Source organism: Secundilactobacillus similis DSM 23365 = JCM 2765 (assembly GCF_001311075.1).
GTDB lineage: Bacteria > Bacillota > Bacilli > Lactobacillales > Lactobacillaceae > Secundilactobacillus > Secundilactobacillus similis.
The window spans coordinates 1-17998 of record NZ_BBAD01000018.1 but is presented as its reverse complement, the minus strand read 5'-3'; the positions used below and the strand labels follow the sequence as shown (position 1 = coordinate 17998).

Annotated in this window: 16 protein-coding genes and 3 pseudogenes; 15 read left to right on the top strand and 4 right to left on the bottom strand. The window is 48.5% G+C overall.

Annotation, left to right across the window (positions count from 1 at the left end):
• Positions 1 to 26: 26 nt before the first annotated feature.
• The 3 genes from JCM2765_RS06045 to JCM2765_RS06035 all read right to left on the bottom strand — a co-directional run bounded on the left by JCM2765_RS06045 (position 27) and on the right by JCM2765_RS06035 (position 1746).
• Complete coding sequence (locus tag JCM2765_RS06045) at positions 27 to 638, bottom strand: pseudouridine synthase (RefSeq protein WP_369404043.1); 612 nt, start codon at positions 636 to 638, stop codon at positions 27 to 29.
• Positions 639 to 1163 (bottom strand): GNAT family N-acetyltransferase, encoded by a 525-nt coding sequence (locus JCM2765_RS06040; protein WP_054734940.1) that lies wholly within the window; start codon positions 1161 to 1163, stop codon positions 639 to 641.
• 112 nt (positions 1164 to 1275) lie between these two features.
• Positions 1276 to 1746 carry a universal stress protein gene (locus JCM2765_RS06035; protein WP_054734938.1) on the bottom strand — a complete coding sequence of 157 codons (471 nt, stop codon included), beginning with the start codon at positions 1744 to 1746 and terminating at the stop codon, positions 1276 to 1278.
• 396 nt (positions 1747 to 2142) lie between these two features.
• Between JCM2765_RS06035 and lplA (JCM2765_RS06030) the strand changes: the two genes are divergently transcribed.
• From lplA (JCM2765_RS06030) to JCM2765_RS05995, 8 genes and pseudogenes are all read left to right on the top strand, one after another.
• Complete coding sequence (gene lplA / locus JCM2765_RS06030) at positions 2143 to 3153, top strand: lipoate--protein ligase (RefSeq protein WP_054734934.1); 1011 nt, start codon at positions 2143 to 2145, stop codon at positions 3151 to 3153.
• Positions 3154 to 3259: 106 nt separating this feature from the next.
• On the top strand, positions 3260 to 4270 hold the full coding sequence (lplA, locus tag JCM2765_RS06025; RefSeq protein WP_054734932.1) for a lipoate--protein ligase: 1011 nt from the start codon (positions 3260 to 3262) through the stop codon (positions 4268 to 4270).
• A 526-nt stretch (positions 4271 to 4796) separates the two neighbouring features.
• Positions 4797 to 5225 carry a hypothetical protein gene (locus JCM2765_RS06020; protein ID WP_054734929.1) on the top strand — a complete coding sequence of 143 codons (429 nt, stop codon included), beginning with the start codon at positions 4797 to 4799 and terminating at the stop codon, positions 5223 to 5225.
• Between the two features lie 12 nt (positions 5226 to 5237).
• The gene (locus JCM2765_RS06015; protein WP_054734926.1) at positions 5238 to 5756 is read left to right on the top strand and encodes a hypothetical protein; all 519 of its coding nucleotides are present in this window, start codon (positions 5238 to 5240) and stop codon (positions 5754 to 5756) included.
• A 970-nt stretch (positions 5757 to 6726) separates the two neighbouring features.
• Entirely contained in the window at positions 6727 to 7854 is a 1128-nt protein-coding gene (locus tag JCM2765_RS06010; protein WP_054734922.1) for an aminotransferase class I/II-fold pyridoxal phosphate-dependent enzyme, read from the top strand.
• Between the two features lie 13 nt (positions 7855 to 7867).
• Positions 7868 to 9040, top strand: a complete 1173-nt coding sequence (locus tag JCM2765_RS06005; protein WP_054734919.1) for an aminotransferase class I/II-fold pyridoxal phosphate-dependent enzyme — start codon at positions 7868 to 7870, stop codon at positions 9038 to 9040.
• Between the two features lie 142 nt (positions 9041 to 9182).
• Positions 9183 to 10382: pseudogene (locus JCM2765_RS06000) on the top strand (iron-containing alcohol dehydrogenase).
• A gap of 148 nt (positions 10383 to 10530) precedes the next feature.
• Entirely contained in the window at positions 10531 to 11340 is an 810-nt protein-coding gene (locus JCM2765_RS05995) for a hypothetical protein (RefSeq protein ID WP_156301695.1), read from the top strand.
• Here JCM2765_RS05995 and JCM2765_RS05990 read toward each other — a convergent pair.
• A complete protein-coding gene (locus JCM2765_RS05990) occupies positions 11337 to 11993 on the bottom strand; it encodes an endonuclease III domain-containing protein (protein ID WP_225352004.1) in 657 nt (218 codons plus the stop codon). The genes JCM2765_RS05995 and JCM2765_RS05990 overlap by 4 nt on opposite strands.
• Positions 11994 to 12068: 75 nt before the next feature.
• Between JCM2765_RS05990 and JCM2765_RS05985 the strand changes: the two genes are divergently transcribed.
• The 7 genes and pseudogenes from JCM2765_RS05985 to JCM2765_RS05960 all read left to right on the top strand — a co-directional run bounded on the left by JCM2765_RS05985 (position 12069) and on the right by JCM2765_RS05960 (position 17435).
• Positions 12069 to 12563, top strand: a complete 495-nt coding sequence (locus JCM2765_RS05985) for a methylated-DNA--[protein]-cysteine S-methyltransferase (RefSeq protein WP_225352003.1) — start codon at positions 12069 to 12071, stop codon at positions 12561 to 12563.
• Positions 12564 to 12652: 89 nt separating this feature from the next.
• Positions 12653 to 12742: a LacI family DNA-binding transcriptional regulator gene (locus JCM2765_RS19010; RefSeq protein ID WP_162231398.1), complete on the top strand. Its 90-nt coding sequence runs from the start codon at positions 12653 to 12655 to the stop codon at positions 12740 to 12742.
• Positions 12739 to 12930, top strand: a complete 192-nt coding sequence (locus JCM2765_RS05980) for a LacI family transcriptional regulator (RefSeq protein WP_162231397.1) — start codon at positions 12739 to 12741, stop codon at positions 12928 to 12930. Before JCM2765_RS19010 ends, JCM2765_RS05980 begins: the two co-directional genes overlap by 4 nt.
• Positions 12931 to 12934: 4 nt before the next feature.
• Entirely contained in the window at positions 12935 to 13252 is a 318-nt protein-coding gene (locus JCM2765_RS05975) for a type 1 periplasmic-binding domain-containing protein (protein ID WP_054734911.1), read from the top strand.
• Positions 13253 to 13266: 14 nt separating this feature from the next.
• The gene (locus JCM2765_RS05970; protein ID WP_054734908.1) at positions 13267 to 13605 is read left to right on the top strand and encodes a type 1 periplasmic-binding domain-containing protein; all 339 of its coding nucleotides are present in this window, start codon (positions 13267 to 13269) and stop codon (positions 13603 to 13605) included.
• A 166-nt stretch (positions 13606 to 13771) separates the two neighbouring features.
• A pseudogene (locus JCM2765_RS05965) lies at positions 13772 to 15148 on the top strand (SLC45 family MFS transporter).
• Positions 15149 to 15181: 33 nt separating this feature from the next.
• A pseudogene (locus JCM2765_RS05960) lies at positions 15182 to 17435 on the top strand (glycoside hydrolase family 65 protein).
• Positions 17436 to 17998: the final 563 nt, after the last annotated feature.

Here is a 17998-nt window from a genome sequence, read left to right as displayed (position 1 = left end):
AGTGGGTAATCGCTGACTGGGCGTGTTCACCATCGACCGCCGTTTTCGCTGATCTTCAAGGTCACGTCCAATTGGTAACGCAATCGTACCGTGTCGCTGTTGAAGCGACCGTGGACCCAAGTCAAATAAGTACGTTGAACCTGCTTTTCCTTGATTGCGCGGACGAGGGGTGGCACCACGGCGGGATTTTTGGCGATCAGTAGTGCCCCGCTAGTTTCTTGATCCAAGCGGTTTAAAATGTAGGGCTGCTGGCCCTTTGGTTCAAGGTAGGCGGCCACGTGGTTGAGGGTGGTGCCGACTTCACCCGGTTGGTTGGGGTGGGTTTTGCTACCCGGTGTTTTGTTGACGACCAGTAAGTCGGCCGTTTCGTACAGGACGGCTACCGTGGCGGCGCTATCGGGATCGACGTTGCTGAAGGGATGGTCGAAGTCTTCCGGCACAAAGGTGAGTTGAAGTCGATCACCTGCAAGGACATCGAAGTTAACGGGTCGGTAACTGCCATTGACCAGCACCCGTTGCCCGCGCTTTAAACTGAAAACGAGATGTTTAGGTAACCACCAGTCCTGCGTCAGTAGTTGTCGAAGGGGTTTGGCGGTGAAATCGGCTGGGAGGGTTGCCGTGAGTTGCCACTGGGTCATTTAAATCACCTCCCGTTTGACCGAAAAGCCATAGTGGGGCATGTCGATGCCGTAATAGTGTTTGATGGTAACGCCCCGAACCAGCATCCCGTTGCGAATGGCAACGTTCATGGACGCAAAATTATTGTCGCGGATGATCGACCACACTTCTGGTACGTGCAACGTATCAAAAGCGTACTGTTTCGCACCTTGAGCGGCCTCAATCGCATAGCCTTGATGCCAGTAATCGCGTTGTAGCAAATAGCCGATTTCGACAACGGATTGGCCGTTAAAGTTCTGGTTGGTCAGGCCACATTGGCCGATGAACTGACCATCGGTTTTGCAAATCAGCGCCCACAAGCCGTAGCCGTCTTCTTGATAGCGACGTAGATTGTTGTTCAGCCAATCCGTCACTTCTTGGTCGCTAAAAGCGTGCGCGTAGGCGGCCATGGCGATGGGGTCTTGAAGGGTGTTGCTTAGCACTGGGATATCAGCTGAGGTAAGTGGTCGAACGATGAGACGCTCGGTGCTGTAAATGGGGGACATGAGAGAGCTCCTTTTTTGGTAGATTGAGGACGGTAGTTTCTATATATATGTAAGTTAAAACGCATGCTGATCCTAACTGGAATCGGCCATGGCGTTTAGAGGTAATTTTAAATTACTGTTTGTTTAACTTTGACAATTCGGCTGGCTTAACGATTAAAACGTCGCAGACAGCGGAACGGCTGACGTAGTTGGTTACGGAGCCGATCATTAACCGTTCAACGGCGGTCAGACCGGTTGAGCCAATGACGATCAGTTGGGTGTCATGGTCAGCTGGGAATTCCCGGGCGATAACGGGCTTTGGGTTCCCAAAACGCACGTGAATGTCAACGGACTTCACGCCAGCGTCTAAGGCCTTTTGTTTCAATTCGGTCAAGCGCGCTTGGACGTCTTCGGAAAGCTTGTAGATGACATCGCCACTCACAGCGCCCCCGTAAGTGTCACTAAACTGATTTACTTCTAGCACGTTCAGGATATCCAAATGGGTATCGTTTAACTTTGCAACTTCGATTGCTTTATCTAACACCGGATCGGTGGCTTTTGATCCATCAACTGGTGCGAGAATGTTTTGATATTGTTGGTCCATATACGCCACTCCCTCACTTATTATAAGTTTCAAGTTGAAGCTTGTCTCGTAAGCACGCCATGGTCTTGCCCAACGTTGATAACCACTTGTACTTCACCTTCTATTTTAACATAAACTATAAAATACCATTAAGAAAAAAGTAGTTTCCGCCCGTTTTTCTGAAAAAAGATTGAGCTATAATCCCGGTTAAATTAGGATTTATCCTCATTTATTTCACAAATACCAGCCAGAAGCACGGATTAAAGCGGTTTCTTTTTGCACAAATTGTTGTAAAATCGACAGTAAGACGTGTCGTCATTGTGGCGTTAAGTGACGTAGATTGGTCAAGCCATGCGAAATTGACGACGGACGCTAATGAAAACGAGTCACACTAAATCGCAGAGAGAAGGACGTTTGATGTACTACTACAACATGGCCTCACATGATATTGGGTATAATTTGGCTACTGAACAGTATTTAATGGACGACAAGGACTTTGACGAACCGCTGTTATTGTTTTACTACCAGAATCCGTGCATCATTGTCGGTCGGAACCAAAACACGCTGGAAGAAATTAATCAAGAATATATCGCGGAGCATAACATTCAAGTGACGCGGCGATTATCCGGTGGTGGGGCGGTTTACGATGATCTCGGCAACGTGTCGTTTAGCTTTGTGGTGGATCGTGATGATGAGCGATTTGGCGATTTCAAAGCGTTTACGAAACCCATCGTGGATGCGCTACGTGATATGGGTGCTACGGGGATCGAAGTTTCTGGCCGAAATGATATTCTGGTCAACGGCAAGAAGTTTTCTGGCAACGCAATGTACGTGAAGAACGGCAAGATGTTCTCCCACGGCACGCTGATGTTTGACGTTGACCAGAGCGTGATTGGCCATGCGCTGAACGTGCCAAAGGATAAAATGGCTTCGAAGGGCATCAAATCGGTGCGGTCGCGGGTCACAAACTTGAAACCATACCTGAAACCGGAGTATCAAAACCTCACGATTGCGGAGTTCCGCGATACGATTTTGAAGAAGGTTTACGGTGTCGATAGTTTAGATGAGATTAAAGATAAGGCCTACGTTTTAACGGATGACGATAAGGCGCACATTAAAACCCTGTACGATAACTACTATAATAACTGGGACTGGGTCTACGGCACCTCACCGGAGTTCACGGTCAAGAAACGGCAGCATTTTGCAGCGGGGACCATCGACGCTCGGGTGTTAGTTGAACGGGGCCGGATTAAGACCATCACGTTCTTCGGCGATTTCTTTGGTGAAAAGGATGCGAAAGAATTAGCCGAAAAGCTAAAAGGCGTTCGCTACGACCAACCCTCATTACGTGAAGCGCTAAAGGACATTGATACCACCCAGTACTTCTCCGGCATCGATGTCGATACCTTCGTTCAGTTACTCGGCTAGCTTGCGCAATAGGCTACAAGCGAGTGGCTGTAACCGATTACATGAATGTGGTAAACTAGAAAATGGTTACATGATTGGTTATCATATTTGAAGGGAAGTTTGGGATATGCGCTACGTTTCAATGAAAGCTCATGATATTGGTCGGAACTTGGCCACTGAGCAGTATTTGATGAACAACAAGGATTTTGGGGAACCATTAGTCCTGTTCTATTACGAAAAACCCTGCATTATTGTGGGGCGCAACCAAAACACACTAGAAGAGATTAATCAAAAATACGTGGAGGAAAACGGCATCACCGTTACCCGTCGGCTTTCCGGCGGTGGGGCGGTCTACCAAGACCTCGGCAACCTGTGCTTTAGCTTTGTGCTAGATAGCGATTCCGAACAATTTGGTGACTTCAAGTCTTTCGTTCAACCCATCGTTGATGCGTTACACGATATGGGTGCGACTGGCGTTGAGGTTTCGGGTCGTAACGATATCTTAGTAGACGGCAAGAAGTTCTCAGGCAACGCTATGTACACGAAGAACGGCAAGACGTTCTCTCACGGGACGTTGATGTTGGACGTTGACCAAGGCGTGATTGCGGATGCTTTGAACGTGCCAGAAGACAAGATCAAGTCAAAGGGCATTAAGTCCGTGCGGTCACGGGTCACTAACTTGAAGCCATACTTGGCACCAGAATACCAAAACATTACGGTTCCTGAATTCCGGGACATCTTGTTGAAGGAATTGTTCCACGTGGACAGCCTAGATGAGATCAAGGATCAAGAATACGTAGTCACCCCCGAAGACCAAGTTGAAATCGACAAGATCTACGAAGAATACTACAACAACTGGGACTGGGTTTACGGGACTTCACCAGAGTTCACCGTTAAGAAACGTAAGCACTTTACCTCTGGGACAATTGATGCCCGGATCTTAGTTGATCAAGGTAAAATTTCACAGATCAAGTTCTTCGGCGACTTCTTCGGCCCTAAGGACGCCAGCGAACTCGCTGACACCCTGACTGGTATTCGCTACGATAGCGAACATTTGACTGAAGCTTTGGCTGATGTTGATACGAGCCAGTACTTTATGGGCATTGAAAAGACCGATTTGGTTGACTTGTTAGCTTAATTGAACTGAACACTTAAACGCACTGTCGTTTTGACAGTGCGTTTTTTTGCTGTCGCTCGTGTCCAGCGTAAGTGTGCGGAGCGAGACGGGTTGAGAGCAGTGTGCAAGGCGACATCGGTGAAGGCGCCCGGGCCTGGCGTTTTTACCGATGTCGCCTTGCATGCAGCTCTCAGTCTCGCGCAGCACCATTCGGCGTGGTGGCCAGAAAGCGCGTGGTTGACAAGTTTTCACAACTTCAGGAACCCTAGAAATGACAGTTTAAGTGACGCCGAATTTTGTAGTCTGAGAGCGCTGATTTTTATGCGGCTTTGGCGAGCGAAGCGACGACAAACAGTCAACACCCCAATCGTACCCAACCCTTACGCTGGACACAAACGTTAGCATGTGAAGTAAATAAGAATCTAATTGTTTTTACGCTATCGCTTCAAGAACTATGCTACAATTTTGAGAGATGATCAGGAAACCTGGTCGAGTGGCGAATAAGGGCTGCTGGAGAGTTGATTGAAGTGAATAAAGGAGTTTTCACATGTTAAAGAAGCAACTGATTTCCTTGGGAATAGTGTCATGGGCGCTGTTTTCAGTGATTAACTTGGTGATGTCGTCCAAACTGGCGGCATTTGGCCATACGATTCAAGCGGGAAGCATCGTTAAATCATTGGTGATTTCGGTGATCTTGTACGCAGTGCCGATGGTGATCGGTGCGTTAGGACAGAACTGGGGGTACTACGTGCTGGGACTAGTGATCATGGTCTACTCGCTGGGACTGGTCAATGGTATACTGGCGGTGTGGGGTCAAAGTCACGCCTCGCTGGGGATTCGCGCAATACTCGTTCTTGTGGGTTGTGGCGCCGTTGCATTTAACTTCTACTGGTTAACGGTGGCGTTCAAATACCGTAAGCAACTCCAAAACAAGCGCGATGACGAACTATTAAAGAAACTCAATCAAAACAAGTAATCGAGGTCGATCATGGATATTTTAGTGAAGGATTTTATTGAACAAGTTGAAGCCGAAAGTTACACGCAAGCCGACTTTGACACGACCTTAGCCACCTTGACTAAGGATCCAGCAAAGGCGATTAAACCGGTAGTTAAAGCGTTAACGGACGCGGTTAAGACTAATCAACTGGCTGGCGTAGCGTTAACGGTGACGGATGCAGACATTGTGATTCGGCTTGAAACTAGCGTGATCAATTTGCCGTTGCAGTACGTTAATGCCATGAAGAAGATGTTATCTGATGATGAAACCTTAGCGGTCAACGTCTACAGTGTCATTGAATCACCCGACGTTAACGCGTCATCGTTACGAATCGATAAGGTAGCTTCCGTTGCCGATTTCGATGCCCACAATGCTGATATGGCAGGGGCCGTTGGGGACTGGATCACTGACCAATTAGCGCAAATCGAAGCTAATCAAAAGGCTGCAGCTGAAGCAGATGCCCAAACGGATAAAAAGGCGGCCGATTCAGACGAAGAAGCAACTGACTAGAATCCCTTCACATTATCCTTGAAGTATGGTACGATGGCTTTATGCGATGAGTCGAGAATGTCACGTCATCAGCAATGGTGATCTGCGCAAGCAGCTCGGTGACCTTTTTGCACGGCAGGCCGTTTACTCCGTCGGATATACGGAGGCCTTGGCTCAAAGGAAATGTGGATTTTTGAGAGCCCATTTAAGCAATTAAGTGGCCGTTGAGACACCTAGGATTTTTCCTGGGTGTCTTTTTTTGTACAGAGTGTGGAAAGAAGCGCCTAAAGACCGGAGCCTAAGGGCCACCCACCATAAACCCCGGGCTTGGGTTTATGGTGGGTGGTCCTTAGGTGCAGGTCTCTGCTTCTTGGAACACGTTTCGGCGTGGTAGCCAGAACACACAACTAAAATCAATCACAAAACCAACCAATCAACAAAACAGATCACTCAAAGCAACGCCGAAAACCGATGGCGCCGTAAGCGCACTCACTCAACCTCAAAAATACTTTGTGAAAGTCCCTTGACACTCATCAAGATTAGAGTTAAATTAGAAAATAATTTCAGGATTTCAATTAAATATGAGGCAACGATGAGAAGAGTAAACAAGACGGGTCCGCAAAGAGAGCTACGGTTGGTGAGAAGTAGTCGGCGCAAGTTGTTGAAGATGATCTCTGAGCTTGACCAGGGGTGGCAGTCTGCTACCTGGTCCGTTGGCAAACGATATCATGCGGAGTATCGCTGTATTTAGCGGTACTTGTCAAGATTTGAACTGTGAAGTTCAAGTAAATTTCAGGTGGTAACGCGAAACCCTCGTCCCGATTAACTCGGAACGGGGGTTTCTTTAGTTTCAAAACCAATTAGGTGGCGCGCCGCGGCTCGAAGCAGCTTAACGGCTGGTTCGTGGCAACTTCTAATTGTTGCGTGTCAACCGGGCCTTTTACCCATAAGCCACGCATCAAAATAAGCCAGACTTCGGAGGGAATTGAGTATGACAAAAGAACATATTGAAACGATTTTAGCACAAGCAGGGAACCGAACGGATGAAGCCAAAACAGGCTCCGTATCAACGCCACTTTACTTTTCAACGGCGTTTCGTCATGGTGGCTTAGGTCAATCGACCGGCTACGATTACGCGCGGGAATCAAACCCAACGCGAGACGTATTACAAGAAACGTTAGCGAAATTGGAAAACGGGGTTGCGGCCTTTGCGTTGAGTTCTGGGATGGCAGCCATTCAGTTGGTATTTTCACAATTCAAATCCAGTGACGAGATTATTGTTTCAGATGATTTATACGGTGGTTCCTTCCGGTTCTTTGACCTGTTGACCGATAACTACGGCATGACGTTCCACCTTTGGGACGGTCAAGATTTTGACCGCTTAAGCGCCTTAGTTTCGCGGGAACATGCCAAGGGGATCTGGCTTGAAACCCCATCTAACCCGACAATGAAGATTATCGATATTGCCAAAACAGCCTCGATCGCTCACGAACACGATGTTAAAGTGATCGTGGATAACACCTTCTACACGCCATTATTACAACAACCATTGAACGAAGGGGCCGATTTAGTGGTTCACAGTGCCACTAAATACCTGAGTGGCCACAATGACATCTTGGCCGGTGCAGTGGTCTGCAAGTCAGAAGAGGACGCTGAATGGCTTGACCGCAACTTGATGACCACTGGGGCCAATTTAGATCCCTTTGACTGTTGGCTCCTGTTGAGAAGTTTGAAGACCTTACCATTGCGGTTGGCACAACACGAACGCAACGCCAAAGCCATTGTTGAAGCGCTTGAAGCCAACGATGCTGTCGATAAAGTGTTATATCCCGGTCACGGCGGCATGATCAGTTTCTACGTCCACGATGAGGACTGGGTTGATTCGATCCTGCAACACCTCAACATCATTTCGTTTGCTGAAAGTTTGGGCGGCGTCGAAAGTCTATTGACCGTCCCAGCCATCCAAACCCACGCTGATTTGACCGAAGAAGAACGCCAAGCTAAGCACATTACGAAGAGCTTGTTGCGGTTATCCGTTGGCCTTGAAAACAGCGACGATTTAATTGACGATTTAAACCAAGCCATTGAAGCTGCGACTGTCAAAGCCGCCACGAAGTAAGGAGGAATTGCCCATGACCCAAGAATTTTCAGACGCCACTAAGGTGATCAAAACCACAACCAAACCCGATCCAGCAACGGGCGCATTGAACCCACCAATCCAATTGTCATCCACGTTTGCGCAACCAGATTTGGACCATTTTGGCAAATACGACTATACCCGTAGCGGCAACCCCACTCGTGACGTGCTAGAAGATAGCATCGCTGCCCTTGAACACGGGACGCGCGGCTTTGCGTTTGCGACCGGAATGGCTGCAATTTCAACGGCTTTCTTAACGTTGCATCAAGGCGACCACGTCATCGTTACTAACGACGTTTACGGCGGGACGTTCCGCTTAGTGACGCAACTCTTGCCAAACTACGGCATCGACTATACATTCGTTGACTGTAATGATCCAGAAGCGCTGAAGGCTGCCTTTACGCCGAAGACGAAAGTGGTTTACATTGAAACCCCAGCTAACCCAACGTTGAAAGTGACCGACATTAAGCAAGTTGTTCGTATTACTCACGAACACGATGCGTTGGTCTTTGCGGATAACACGTTCATGACGCCGATTTTCCAGAAGCCATTGGACTTGGGTGTTGATTTAGTCCTCCATAGTGGGACCAAGTTCTTAGCGGGCCATTCTGATATTTTGGCCGGCTTAATCGTGACGAAGACCAAGGAATTGGGTGATGCAGTTTACTTCATTCAAAACGCCATGGGTGCCACACTCGGTATTAGCGATTGCTGGTTACTGCTTCGCGGCATCAAGACGCTGGGGGTTCGGGTCAAAGCCGAAGCTGAAAGTGCGCTCGAATTAGCCAAATGGTTCCAAGAACAAGCCATTGTCGAAGGCGTCAACTATCCTGGTTTAACGGATTTTGAGGGTCACGACATTCAATTCAGCCAAGCGACATCTGGCGGGGCGGTTCTTTCCTTTGATATTGGGTCAGAAGACAACGTCCGTAAACTGGTCAAAGAGCTGAAGATTCCGGTCTTCTCCGTTTCCCTTGGGGCAGTGGAAACCATCTTATCCTACCCACCAAAGATGTCACACGCCGAATTATCAGCGGATGAACGTCACGAACGGGGTATCTCTGATGGCCTATTACGGCTTTCCGTTGGGGTTGAAGATGTTGACGATTTGAAGGCGGACTTTAAGCAGGCCTTTGAGAAGATTGAAGCGGCTAATTTAGTAAGATAAACATCAGTAGAATTAAATTAAACGATGGACATCAAGCAGTAGCGCTTGCGTTAAGCGCTACTGCTTGATGTTTTTTTGCTTGACTTAGAGTTGCCTCTAAGTTGTTTAATAGAAGTTAACTTAAACTTCGGAGGATACAAACATGCAAGACTTTAAATTTCATAACCCAACTGATATTCGGTTTGGTCGCAATCACATTGATGCCGAATTACACGATGCCGTTGCCCAATTTGGGAACAACGTGCTGTTCGTTTATGGTGGCCAATCAATCAAAAAATCAGGCCTTTATGATCGCGTAAAGGGGTTACTAGCAGACCTTAACATCGTTGAATTAGGTGGCGTTGAACCTAACCCTAAACTAGCTTCGGTTCAAGAAGGGCAACGTTTAGCCAAGGAACATGATATTGACGTTATCCTAGCCGTTGGTGGCGGTTCCGTCGTCGATGCCAGCAAGGTGATCGGTTCGGCCAAGTTCTACGAAGGTGATCCTTGGGACCTCGTGATCAAGGCGAACGGCGCTGATCGAAACGTCTTACCACAAGTTCCCATTGTGGACATCCTCACGTTATCCGCAACTGGCACGGAAATGAACTTTGGTTCAGTGATCACCAACCCAGAAACTCACGAAAAATACGGCACCCAAGGTCCCAACTCCCCAGCCGTATCGTTCTTAGATCCTGAACTCACTGAAACCGTGCCCGCTCGGCAAACGGCTGCTGGCTCAATTGATATTTTTAGCCATTTGACCGAACAGTATTTTGACCGTGACGATGCAAACGATGCGTCTAAGGGGATGATCGAAGCTGATGCGGGCAGTTATTAAGTGGGCGCCGTGGCCATTGCGGACCCAACCAACTACGATGCCCGGGCTAACTTGATGTGGACGGCGACGATGGCCTTGAACGGGCTAGTTGGTGCGGCCAATGAGGGTGGCTGGACAGTTCACGCTTTGGAACATGAATTGTCAGCCTACTACGATATCACCCACGGTATCGGATTGGGCATTCTAACGCCTCGTTGGATGGACTGGGTGTTGGAAGATAAGAGTACGGTAGCGTTGTTTGCACGATTTGCTCGGAACGTCTGGGCGTTAAGCGGTGACGATGACGCACAGCTTGCCCGGGATGCAGTTCAAAAGACCTATGACTGGATTGCGTCATTGGGGGCTGAAATGACGTTGCCAGAAGTTGGTATTAAAGACGACACTTACTTTGAGGCCATGGCAGCGAACGCCGTTGATCATGGTAAGTTGATCAAGCGGGGATACGTTCCCGTAACGCCAGCGGATGCACAACGGATCTATCGAGACTCGTTAGTGGCATTTCGAGGCGCTAATAACTAAATCATAAACAAACGCAAGCCCCCAAAATTGTCGGTAAAATGACAGTTTTGGGGGCTTGCGTTTGTTTATGGAAAGGGCTTGTCAGCGGTATCAACGGCATGATATGATTTAACCAACTAATGCGAACGTATGTTTAGGGGTGGATAACTTGAAAAAGCGTAATTGGTGGTTACTAATGGGGATCGTGCTGGGGATTGTCGGTATTGCTGGCTGGCAAGCGCCATCAGCACAGGCGGCGTCCGTGAAGGTCTTGAAGAAGAAGGCGTACAGTGATTTAGCGATGCACGCTAAAACCACTAAAACGGCCTATATGTGGGATTTGAAGCACAGCAAGCATATTCATAATTTAAAGAATTACCCGAAAACCACGTGGTACTTATCTAAGAGTTATAAGCTGCGAATCGGCAAGACCACGGGCATCTACTACCGCGTGAAGAATAACACCGGTAAGATTGAAGGCCTGGTTTGGCGAGATTACCTGACTAAGGGCGATAACCCGAATGATGCGTTGGCTAAGAACCCACTGGTCAAGTCATATGGTGGCGGTTTAGCGGGTATCAAATCGGCTCGTGAGGCGGCTAAGTTGCAAGTCGATATCTTAGCCCTGTTCCCCGGGACGATTCTGAATGACCAGTATACGACGGATGCCCGGAATGATTTAAACGCGGGGATCAATCGCACGAACAACTACTCCGCAACCAATAAGAACAAGCAAGCGGTGGGCATCTTTTCGGCCTATAACTGGACTAAGACGACCAGTAAAACCGACTTCGTTAAACTGGTCAAGGCGGGTTTGGAGAACCAGGGTTATACCACGGCAAAACGGAATCAGTTTAAAGGGTATCAAATTGGTGTCTACGCTACGCCACATGGTTACGACAGTAATTACAAAAACTGGTTGAGTGGGTACGGCTCTTGGGGCATCTACCTAGTACCGACTCAAAACGCGTTGAACTAGAGTAGCCCAGCTAAAAAACTAGTTTCAAACTGACCGGGGCGTTGGAGGTACTGCTTGCCAAACTCGTCAATTAACCCGTGAAAATCCTGTGCCATTTCGAAGGTGAAGGATTGGGGTAGCGTGATTTGGCGTTGCAGGTGCTGATAAGTATCCGTGTGTTCATAGCCAAGGTGTTGGAATAGGCGTCGCGTGTAAGTGTCAGCGATAAACGCGGGTTGATCAAAGATGTAGACTAAAAACACATCGGCGGTTTCGTTACCAACGCCCGGTAGTTTAAGTAGCTGTTGACGCAGGGTTGCGCGATTGGTTTGCCAAATCTGGGCGTAATCCCAGTGCTGGTCATTGAACCACTGAAAGACGCTATGGAGCGCCTTGGCCTTGTTTTGATAGAACCCACTAGGTCGAATGAGGTCAACTAGTTCATCGTGACTAAGGGCTAAGAGGGCGTCAGCATCAAGCTTAGTAGTTCGTTTGAGGTTTTGCAGTGACTGGTCGGCGTTTTGCCAGTTCGTGTTTTGAACCAGAATCGCGCCAACGATAATGTCGCGTTTGGTTTCGGCTGGCCACCAACCCGAGGGACCCATATGGGTGAGCAGGGCTTGGTAGAGCCAATTGAGATCGATTGAAGTTGTGATAGGACATCTGCCTTTCAATTAGAATGCGTAATTCCAATTTAGCACAGTCCTCATTAAATGTCGGGAATTTGGATTGAACGAGGAGGAATTTTGATGACTAAAGTGATGTATCAAACAGTATCGTTATTGGACCAGCCGATGATTTTAGCGGCTAGTGATCAAGGGTTGTGTTTTGTCGGAACACCAGGTGCTGGCGTTGATGAACTGGCCGATTTTCAGTTAACGGCAGATCTTGTTCAGCAGGAAACGCCGATTTTAACGCAGGCGGCAACTGAATTACGGGAGTATTTGGCGGGCAACCGGCACCACTTTGATGTGCCGTTAGCGCCCGTTACGGGAACGGCGCTGCAACGACAGGTTTGGCATGCGTTAAGTCAACTGAATTACGGTGAAACCATTTCGTACAGTACCTTGGCTGACCGAGTTGAACACCCAACAGCAGTCCGGGCAGTGGCGACCGCGGTGGCTAAGAATCCGTTGATGATCGTGGTGCCGTGTCACCGAATTTTACGCAAGGATGGTAGCATCGGTCAGTTTCGGGGTGGTGTTTCTTTAAAGCGCCAACTATTAACGCTAGAATCTCGTTGACATCGCCCGTAAAAGGGTCAAAATAAGACTATGTAGGACTAAACGGAAGCGGGCGCAACAAGCGACTGATTTCCCAATGGAGGAACGACATGGTTACGATACGAGACATTGCGAAACGGGCTGGGGTGTCGGTGTCTACGGCATCACGGCACTCAATGATCACCCGAAAATCAGTATGAAAACGCGAAAGAAAATCAAACAACTCGCGGATGAAATGGGTTATCTGCCGAACTACAATGCCAAGACCCTGACGAACGGCGTCTCCAATGCGGTTAGTGTCGTTTTTCCACCGGGAGAGATGAGTACGTCGGCCAACCCATTTTACGTGGATCTGTTAATGGGTATTAATCAGCAACTACGGGCGTAACGGGGTGCTATCGGTTGCAATTGCGACGACCAGTGATGAACTGGTGCAAAACGTGGCCTCGTTAATCAGTCAGGGCCTCATTCGGTACTTTATTTTGCTGTATTCGAAACGCGATGATCCAGTGATTGCCTTGTTGAAGCAACAAGACGTTCGGTACGTGCTCGTTGGTGATCCTAATGAGGATGGCGAGGCGTACGTTAACAACGATAATCATCTTGCGGGTGAACGAGTTGGTGATTACTTGATCGATAAGTTTGACGTTCACCGGACGTTGTTTGTTGAATCAGAACCGAACTGGGATTTGAGCGCAAACGGCGGTTAGGCTTTCAGGCGTCGATGAAGCGCGCTGGCGTTGATGCTGAGGTGCTTAAACTGCCTAAGCAGAGTCAGCAACATTTGGATCAAGCCGTTGCCCAGTTTTTACGGACGCGGCAGACGTTGGACGGCATCGTGACGACGGATGATTTGCTGGGATTGATGATTTATCAGTTGATGTGGCAACTAGGTCATACGGTACCGTTAATCAGCTTTAACCGGAATAAGACGGGGATGCTGATGGGTGACCAAGTGCGGTTTGTTGAACTTTATCCGCAACAGATGGGTGAAGCGGCGGTTCGGGTACTGTTTAATGAGAGTCGCCAGTCGGAAGTGATTCCGTTTACGATTGAGCGTTAAAAAATTGAGGTTGTGAAAGTGGGACTACTCAGGCGTTTTGAGCTGAGGGGAATCCACTTTTTTAAAAAACTTTAGTGCAACCGGTTGCATTCTTTTGCAAACGGTTGCATAATAGGTCTCGTAGAAAGCGTTTGCAATCATCAAATTTGTTCGAGGAGGAATCAGAATGTCAGAATCTAGCACTGCTGACGCAACGCCGGTCGCAACCGAACCTAAAAAAGATTTGTTGCCCGCGTTGCCATCATCGACCATTTTCCTGATCAACTTCGGTTTTTTGGGTGTTCAGATGGCCTTCCAATTACAAAGTACCAACATGGGTCGGATCTTCCAAACCATTGGGCTGATCCTAATAACTTAGGCTTCTTCTTTATTTTACCGCCATTAGCCGGCATGATCGTCCAACCACTCGTTGGGTATTTCTCAGACCGGACTTGGTCACCAAAATTCGGTCGGCGAATCCCGTACCTGTTGATTGGGGCCATTATTGCCATGATCGTGATGTGTCTGTTACCAAATGCCGGGAGTTTTGGCTTCGGGTTCGCTTCGTTAGCCGCACTTTGGTTCGGCGCCATTTCACTGTTATTCATGGATCTATCGTCTAACATCGCCATGCAACCATTTAAGATGATGGTTGGTGACATGGTGAACGAAAAGCAAAAGGGGTTTGCTTACGCCATTCAAAGTTTCAGTTCTAACGCTGGGGCCTGTTGGCCAGCATCTTCCCGTTCGCGTTAACCGCACTTGGGTTAGCGAACACCGCTAAGAAGGGGACCGTTCCCCCATCGGTTGTTTGGTCATTTTACGCCGGTGCCATTATTCTGTTACTCTGCTGCTTGCTGACGGTCTTCCGGGTTAAGGAATACGACCCAGTGACCTACGCCAAGTACCACGGCATCGAAGACAACCAAGAAAAGAAGGGCATCTTCGCCGCTTTGAAGTCAGCCCCTAAAGTGTTCTGGACCGTTTCCGTTGTGCAATTCTTCTGCTGGATGGGCTTCCAATACCTTTGGACCTACGCAACTGGTGCCATTGCTTCCAACGTTTGGGGCGTTACCAACCCAACCAGCGCTGGTTACCAAGCTGCCGGGAACTGGTACGGTGTGATGTCAGCCGTTCAATCCATTGCGGCCGTTATCTGGGCCTTAGTTTTATCAAAGGTTAACAACAACCACCACAAGGCTTCTACTCCGCAAGTTTGATCATGGGGGCCGTTGGCTTCGGGTCAATCTTCTTCATTCATGATAAGTACACGTTGTTCATTTCCTTTGCCTTGATTGGTTGCGCTTGGGCTGCAATGAACGCCTTCCCATTCACGTTCTTGACCAACGCCATCGAAGATTCTGCCAACATGGGGACTTACTTAGGCTTGTTCAACAGTAGTATCTGTTTACCACAAATCGTGGCGTCAATTGCTAGTTTCGCCATTTTCCCACTGTTGGGCTCACACATGCCAACCATGTTGTTACTGTCCGGTATCTTCTTAGCAGTCGGCGCTGCCAGTGTTGGCATCGTCAAAGAAGTTTGGGCACGTAAGGCGGCTTAACCGTCAGCATTTTAGAGAAAGAGGTAGCTAAAAATGAAACAAACCTTTGAAATCACACCGTGGCACATTGTCACGCATAACTTTAACCCTGAAGATAAGCGTCTTCAGGAATCCATGACCAGTTTAGGTAATGGCAACATGGGGATGCGGGGATTCTTTGAAGAAGACTATTCCGGCGATACGTTGCCAGGCATCTATCTGGGCGGCGTTTGGTTCCCAGATAAGACCCGAGTGGGTTGGTGGAAGAACGGCTATCCTAAGTACTTTGGGAAAGTGATCAACGCCATCAATTTCATTAAGTTGAACGTGCTGATCAACGGTGAACCCGTTGACTTGGCGACGGACCAGTTCAGTAACTTTGCGTTGGATTTGGACATGCAACACTCACAGTTGACCCGGTCGTTTACGTTGACTAAGCAGGGTCGGCAAATTGGCTTTAAGTTTGAGCGGTTCATCAGTGCCGCTCAAAAGGAACTGGCCGTTATTCGCTTAACCGTAACGAACCAGAGCCAAGAGTCCGTTAACGTGACCTTCCGTTCAGCCTTGGATGCCGATGTTCAAAACGAAGATGCCAACTACGATGAACGGTTCTGGAACGTGTTAAAAACGGATCAAACCGCAACAACGGGTTCAATCGTTGCCATTACGAAGGAAAATCCCTTTGGCACACCCCGGTTTACCGTTGGCGTTCAGATGACGAACACCACGGATCTCACGGCCGGCGATGTGATCAAACCAAGCTCAAGCGCAGTTGTTAACCAGTTCAGTGGTGACCTTGCCCCTAACCAAAGCACCCAACTGACGAAGCACGTTGTTGTCGTGACCTCACGGGATTACGATAACCGCGCTGATTTGGAAACTGCGATGAAGACCTTGAGTAGCCAGGTTGCGATGAAGAGTTACGACGACCTATTTGCTGCCCACGAAAAGATTTGGGCCGACCGTTGGGAAAAGTCCGACGTTGAAATTGATGGTGACACGGGCGCTCAACAGGGGATTCGTTTCAACCTCTACCAGTTATTCTCAACCTATTATGGTGAAGATAGCCGGTTGAACATCGGGCCAAAAGGCTTTACGGGTGAAAAATACGGTGGCGCAACTTACTGGGACACCGAAGCCTTCGCCGTACCCGTTTACCTGGCATCACCGATCCGTCCGTGACGCGCAACTTGTTAATGTACCGGTACCAACAACTCGATGGCGCCTACGTTACGCCCGCGAACAGGGCCTCAAAGGGGCCTTGTACCCAATGGTGACCTTTGATGGGATCGAATGCCATAACGAATGGGAAATTACGTTTGAAGAAATTCACCGGAATGGTGATATTGCCTTCGCCATTTACAACTACACCCGTTACACCGGCGATACGAGTTACGTGCTTAACGAAGGTAGCAAAGTGCTCACCGAAATTTCGCGCTTCTGGGCTGATCGGGTTCACTTTAGCGAACGTAACCAGCAGTACATGATCCACGGCGTTACCGGACCGGATGAGTACGAAAACAACGTGGATAACAACTGGTACACCAACTATTTGGCGCAGTGGACGTTGAAATACACGTTGGAGATCCTGGATCAAGTTTCTGATGACGTCGCAGCTAAGTTAGCCGTGACGGATGGCGAAAAGAAGCAGTGGCAAGATATTGTCGATCGGATGTATTTGCCAGCTGACAAAGACTTAGGCATCTTTGTGCAGCACGACGGCTTCTTGGATAAGGACTTAAAACCAGTCTCAGCCATTCCAGCTGACCAACGGCCAATCAACCAAAACTGGTCGTGGGATAAAATCTTGCGCTCACCATACATCAAGCAAGGTGACGTGTTACAAGGTGTCTGGGACTTCATCGACGACTTCACACCGGCTCAAAAGAAAGCCAATTTCGACTTCTACGAACCACTGACCGTTCATGAATCGAGCTTGTCGGCGGCCATTCACTCGATTTTAGCTGCTGACTTGCACTACGAAGACAAAGCGGTTGAAATGTATGAACGGACTGCCCGGTTGGATCTGGACAACTACAACAACGATACCAGCGATGGCTTGCACATCACGTCCATGACTGGGAGCTGGCTGGCAATCGTCCAAGGCTTTGCCGGCATGCGGGTCCGCAATGACCAGTTACACTTTGCGCCATTCCTGCCAAAGAAGTGGAACAGCTACCAATTCCGGGTACTGTTCCGCGGTCGCTCGATCCAAGTTCGGGTCGATTCGACTGGCACGAAACTGACCTTGTTGTCTGGTGAACCTTTGACGGTTGATTTGGATGGCCAAGCGGTTGAACTTGCATAGTTGATTTAGTGAAAGTCCCTCAACGCGTTACTTGCGTTGAGGGACTTTTTACTGTCGGTTGTGTCCAGCGTAAGTGTGATTCGGTTTAGTTTGTGAAGTGCTGTGATTGGCTTAGACTGTCGATTCCGGTCAGCGACTAGGTTCCTGCTGTGGGGCCGGCCTGAGCCAAAAAGCGGTCTCAGTCCTCGAATTCAAGCCTTGCCAAAATCCGTGCGAGTCTTGAATTCGTCCCCGATAATTGGCGGTTGTCGGAAGTTCATCAACAACCACCAATTATCGCGACACAGCTTCCACCTAGTCGCTGACCGGAATCTCATATTGCGTAATTTGGCACTATCGCAGAACATCTCAAAATGCTCTGCACGGCAACATAGCATATCTGAATTGGCATAAACATGACGTGCAACTGATACGTTTCCGCATCGCGCAATCGTTGGTTCATGGCGGTTACTAAACATTGACCATAATTGCTTCTGCAGTTGTCGAGTTATCGTCTAACGTTGCCGGCACACAGTTTCGTCGACTTCAATATGTGACAGTCAACGGTTCTGGTTACCGACAGC

Coding starts and splice junctions, on each gene's coding strand:
- JCM2765_RS06040 (WP_054734940.1), bottom strand. CDS start 1,163: ATGTCCCCCATTTACAGCACCGAGCGTCTCATCGTTCGACCACTTACC.
- lplA (WP_054734932.1), top strand. CDS start 3,260: ATGCGCTACGTTTCAATGAAAGCTCATGATATTGGTCGGAACTTGGCC.
- JCM2765_RS06045 (WP_369404043.1), bottom strand. CDS start 638: ATGACCCAGTGGCAACTCACGGCAACCCTCCCAGCCGATTTCACCGCC.
- JCM2765_RS06015 (WP_054734926.1), top strand. CDS start 5,238: ATGGATATTTTAGTGAAGGATTTTATTGAACAAGTTGAAGCCGAAAGT.
- lplA (WP_054734934.1), top strand. CDS start 2,143: ATGTACTACTACAACATGGCCTCACATGATATTGGGTATAATTTGGCT.
- JCM2765_RS05970 (WP_054734908.1), top strand. CDS start 13,267: ATGAAGCGCGCTGGCGTTGATGCTGAGGTGCTTAAACTGCCTAAGCAG.
- JCM2765_RS06005 (WP_054734919.1), top strand. CDS start 7,868: ATGACCCAAGAATTTTCAGACGCCACTAAGGTGATCAAAACCACAACC.
- JCM2765_RS06010 (WP_054734922.1), top strand. CDS start 6,727: ATGACAAAAGAACATATTGAAACGATTTTAGCACAAGCAGGGAACCGA.
- JCM2765_RS19010 (WP_162231398.1), top strand. CDS start 12,653: ATGGTTACGATACGAGACATTGCGAAACGGGCTGGGGTGTCGGTGTCT.
- JCM2765_RS05980 (WP_162231397.1), top strand. CDS start 12,739: ATGAAAACGCGAAAGAAAATCAAACAACTCGCGGATGAAATGGGTTAT.
- JCM2765_RS06020 (WP_054734929.1), top strand. CDS start 4,797: ATGTTAAAGAAGCAACTGATTTCCTTGGGAATAGTGTCATGGGCGCTG.
- JCM2765_RS06035 (WP_054734938.1), bottom strand. CDS start 1,746: ATGGACCAACAATATCAAAACATTCTCGCACCAGTTGATGGATCAAAA.
- JCM2765_RS05985 (WP_225352003.1), top strand. CDS start 12,069: ATGACTAAAGTGATGTATCAAACAGTATCGTTATTGGACCAGCCGATG.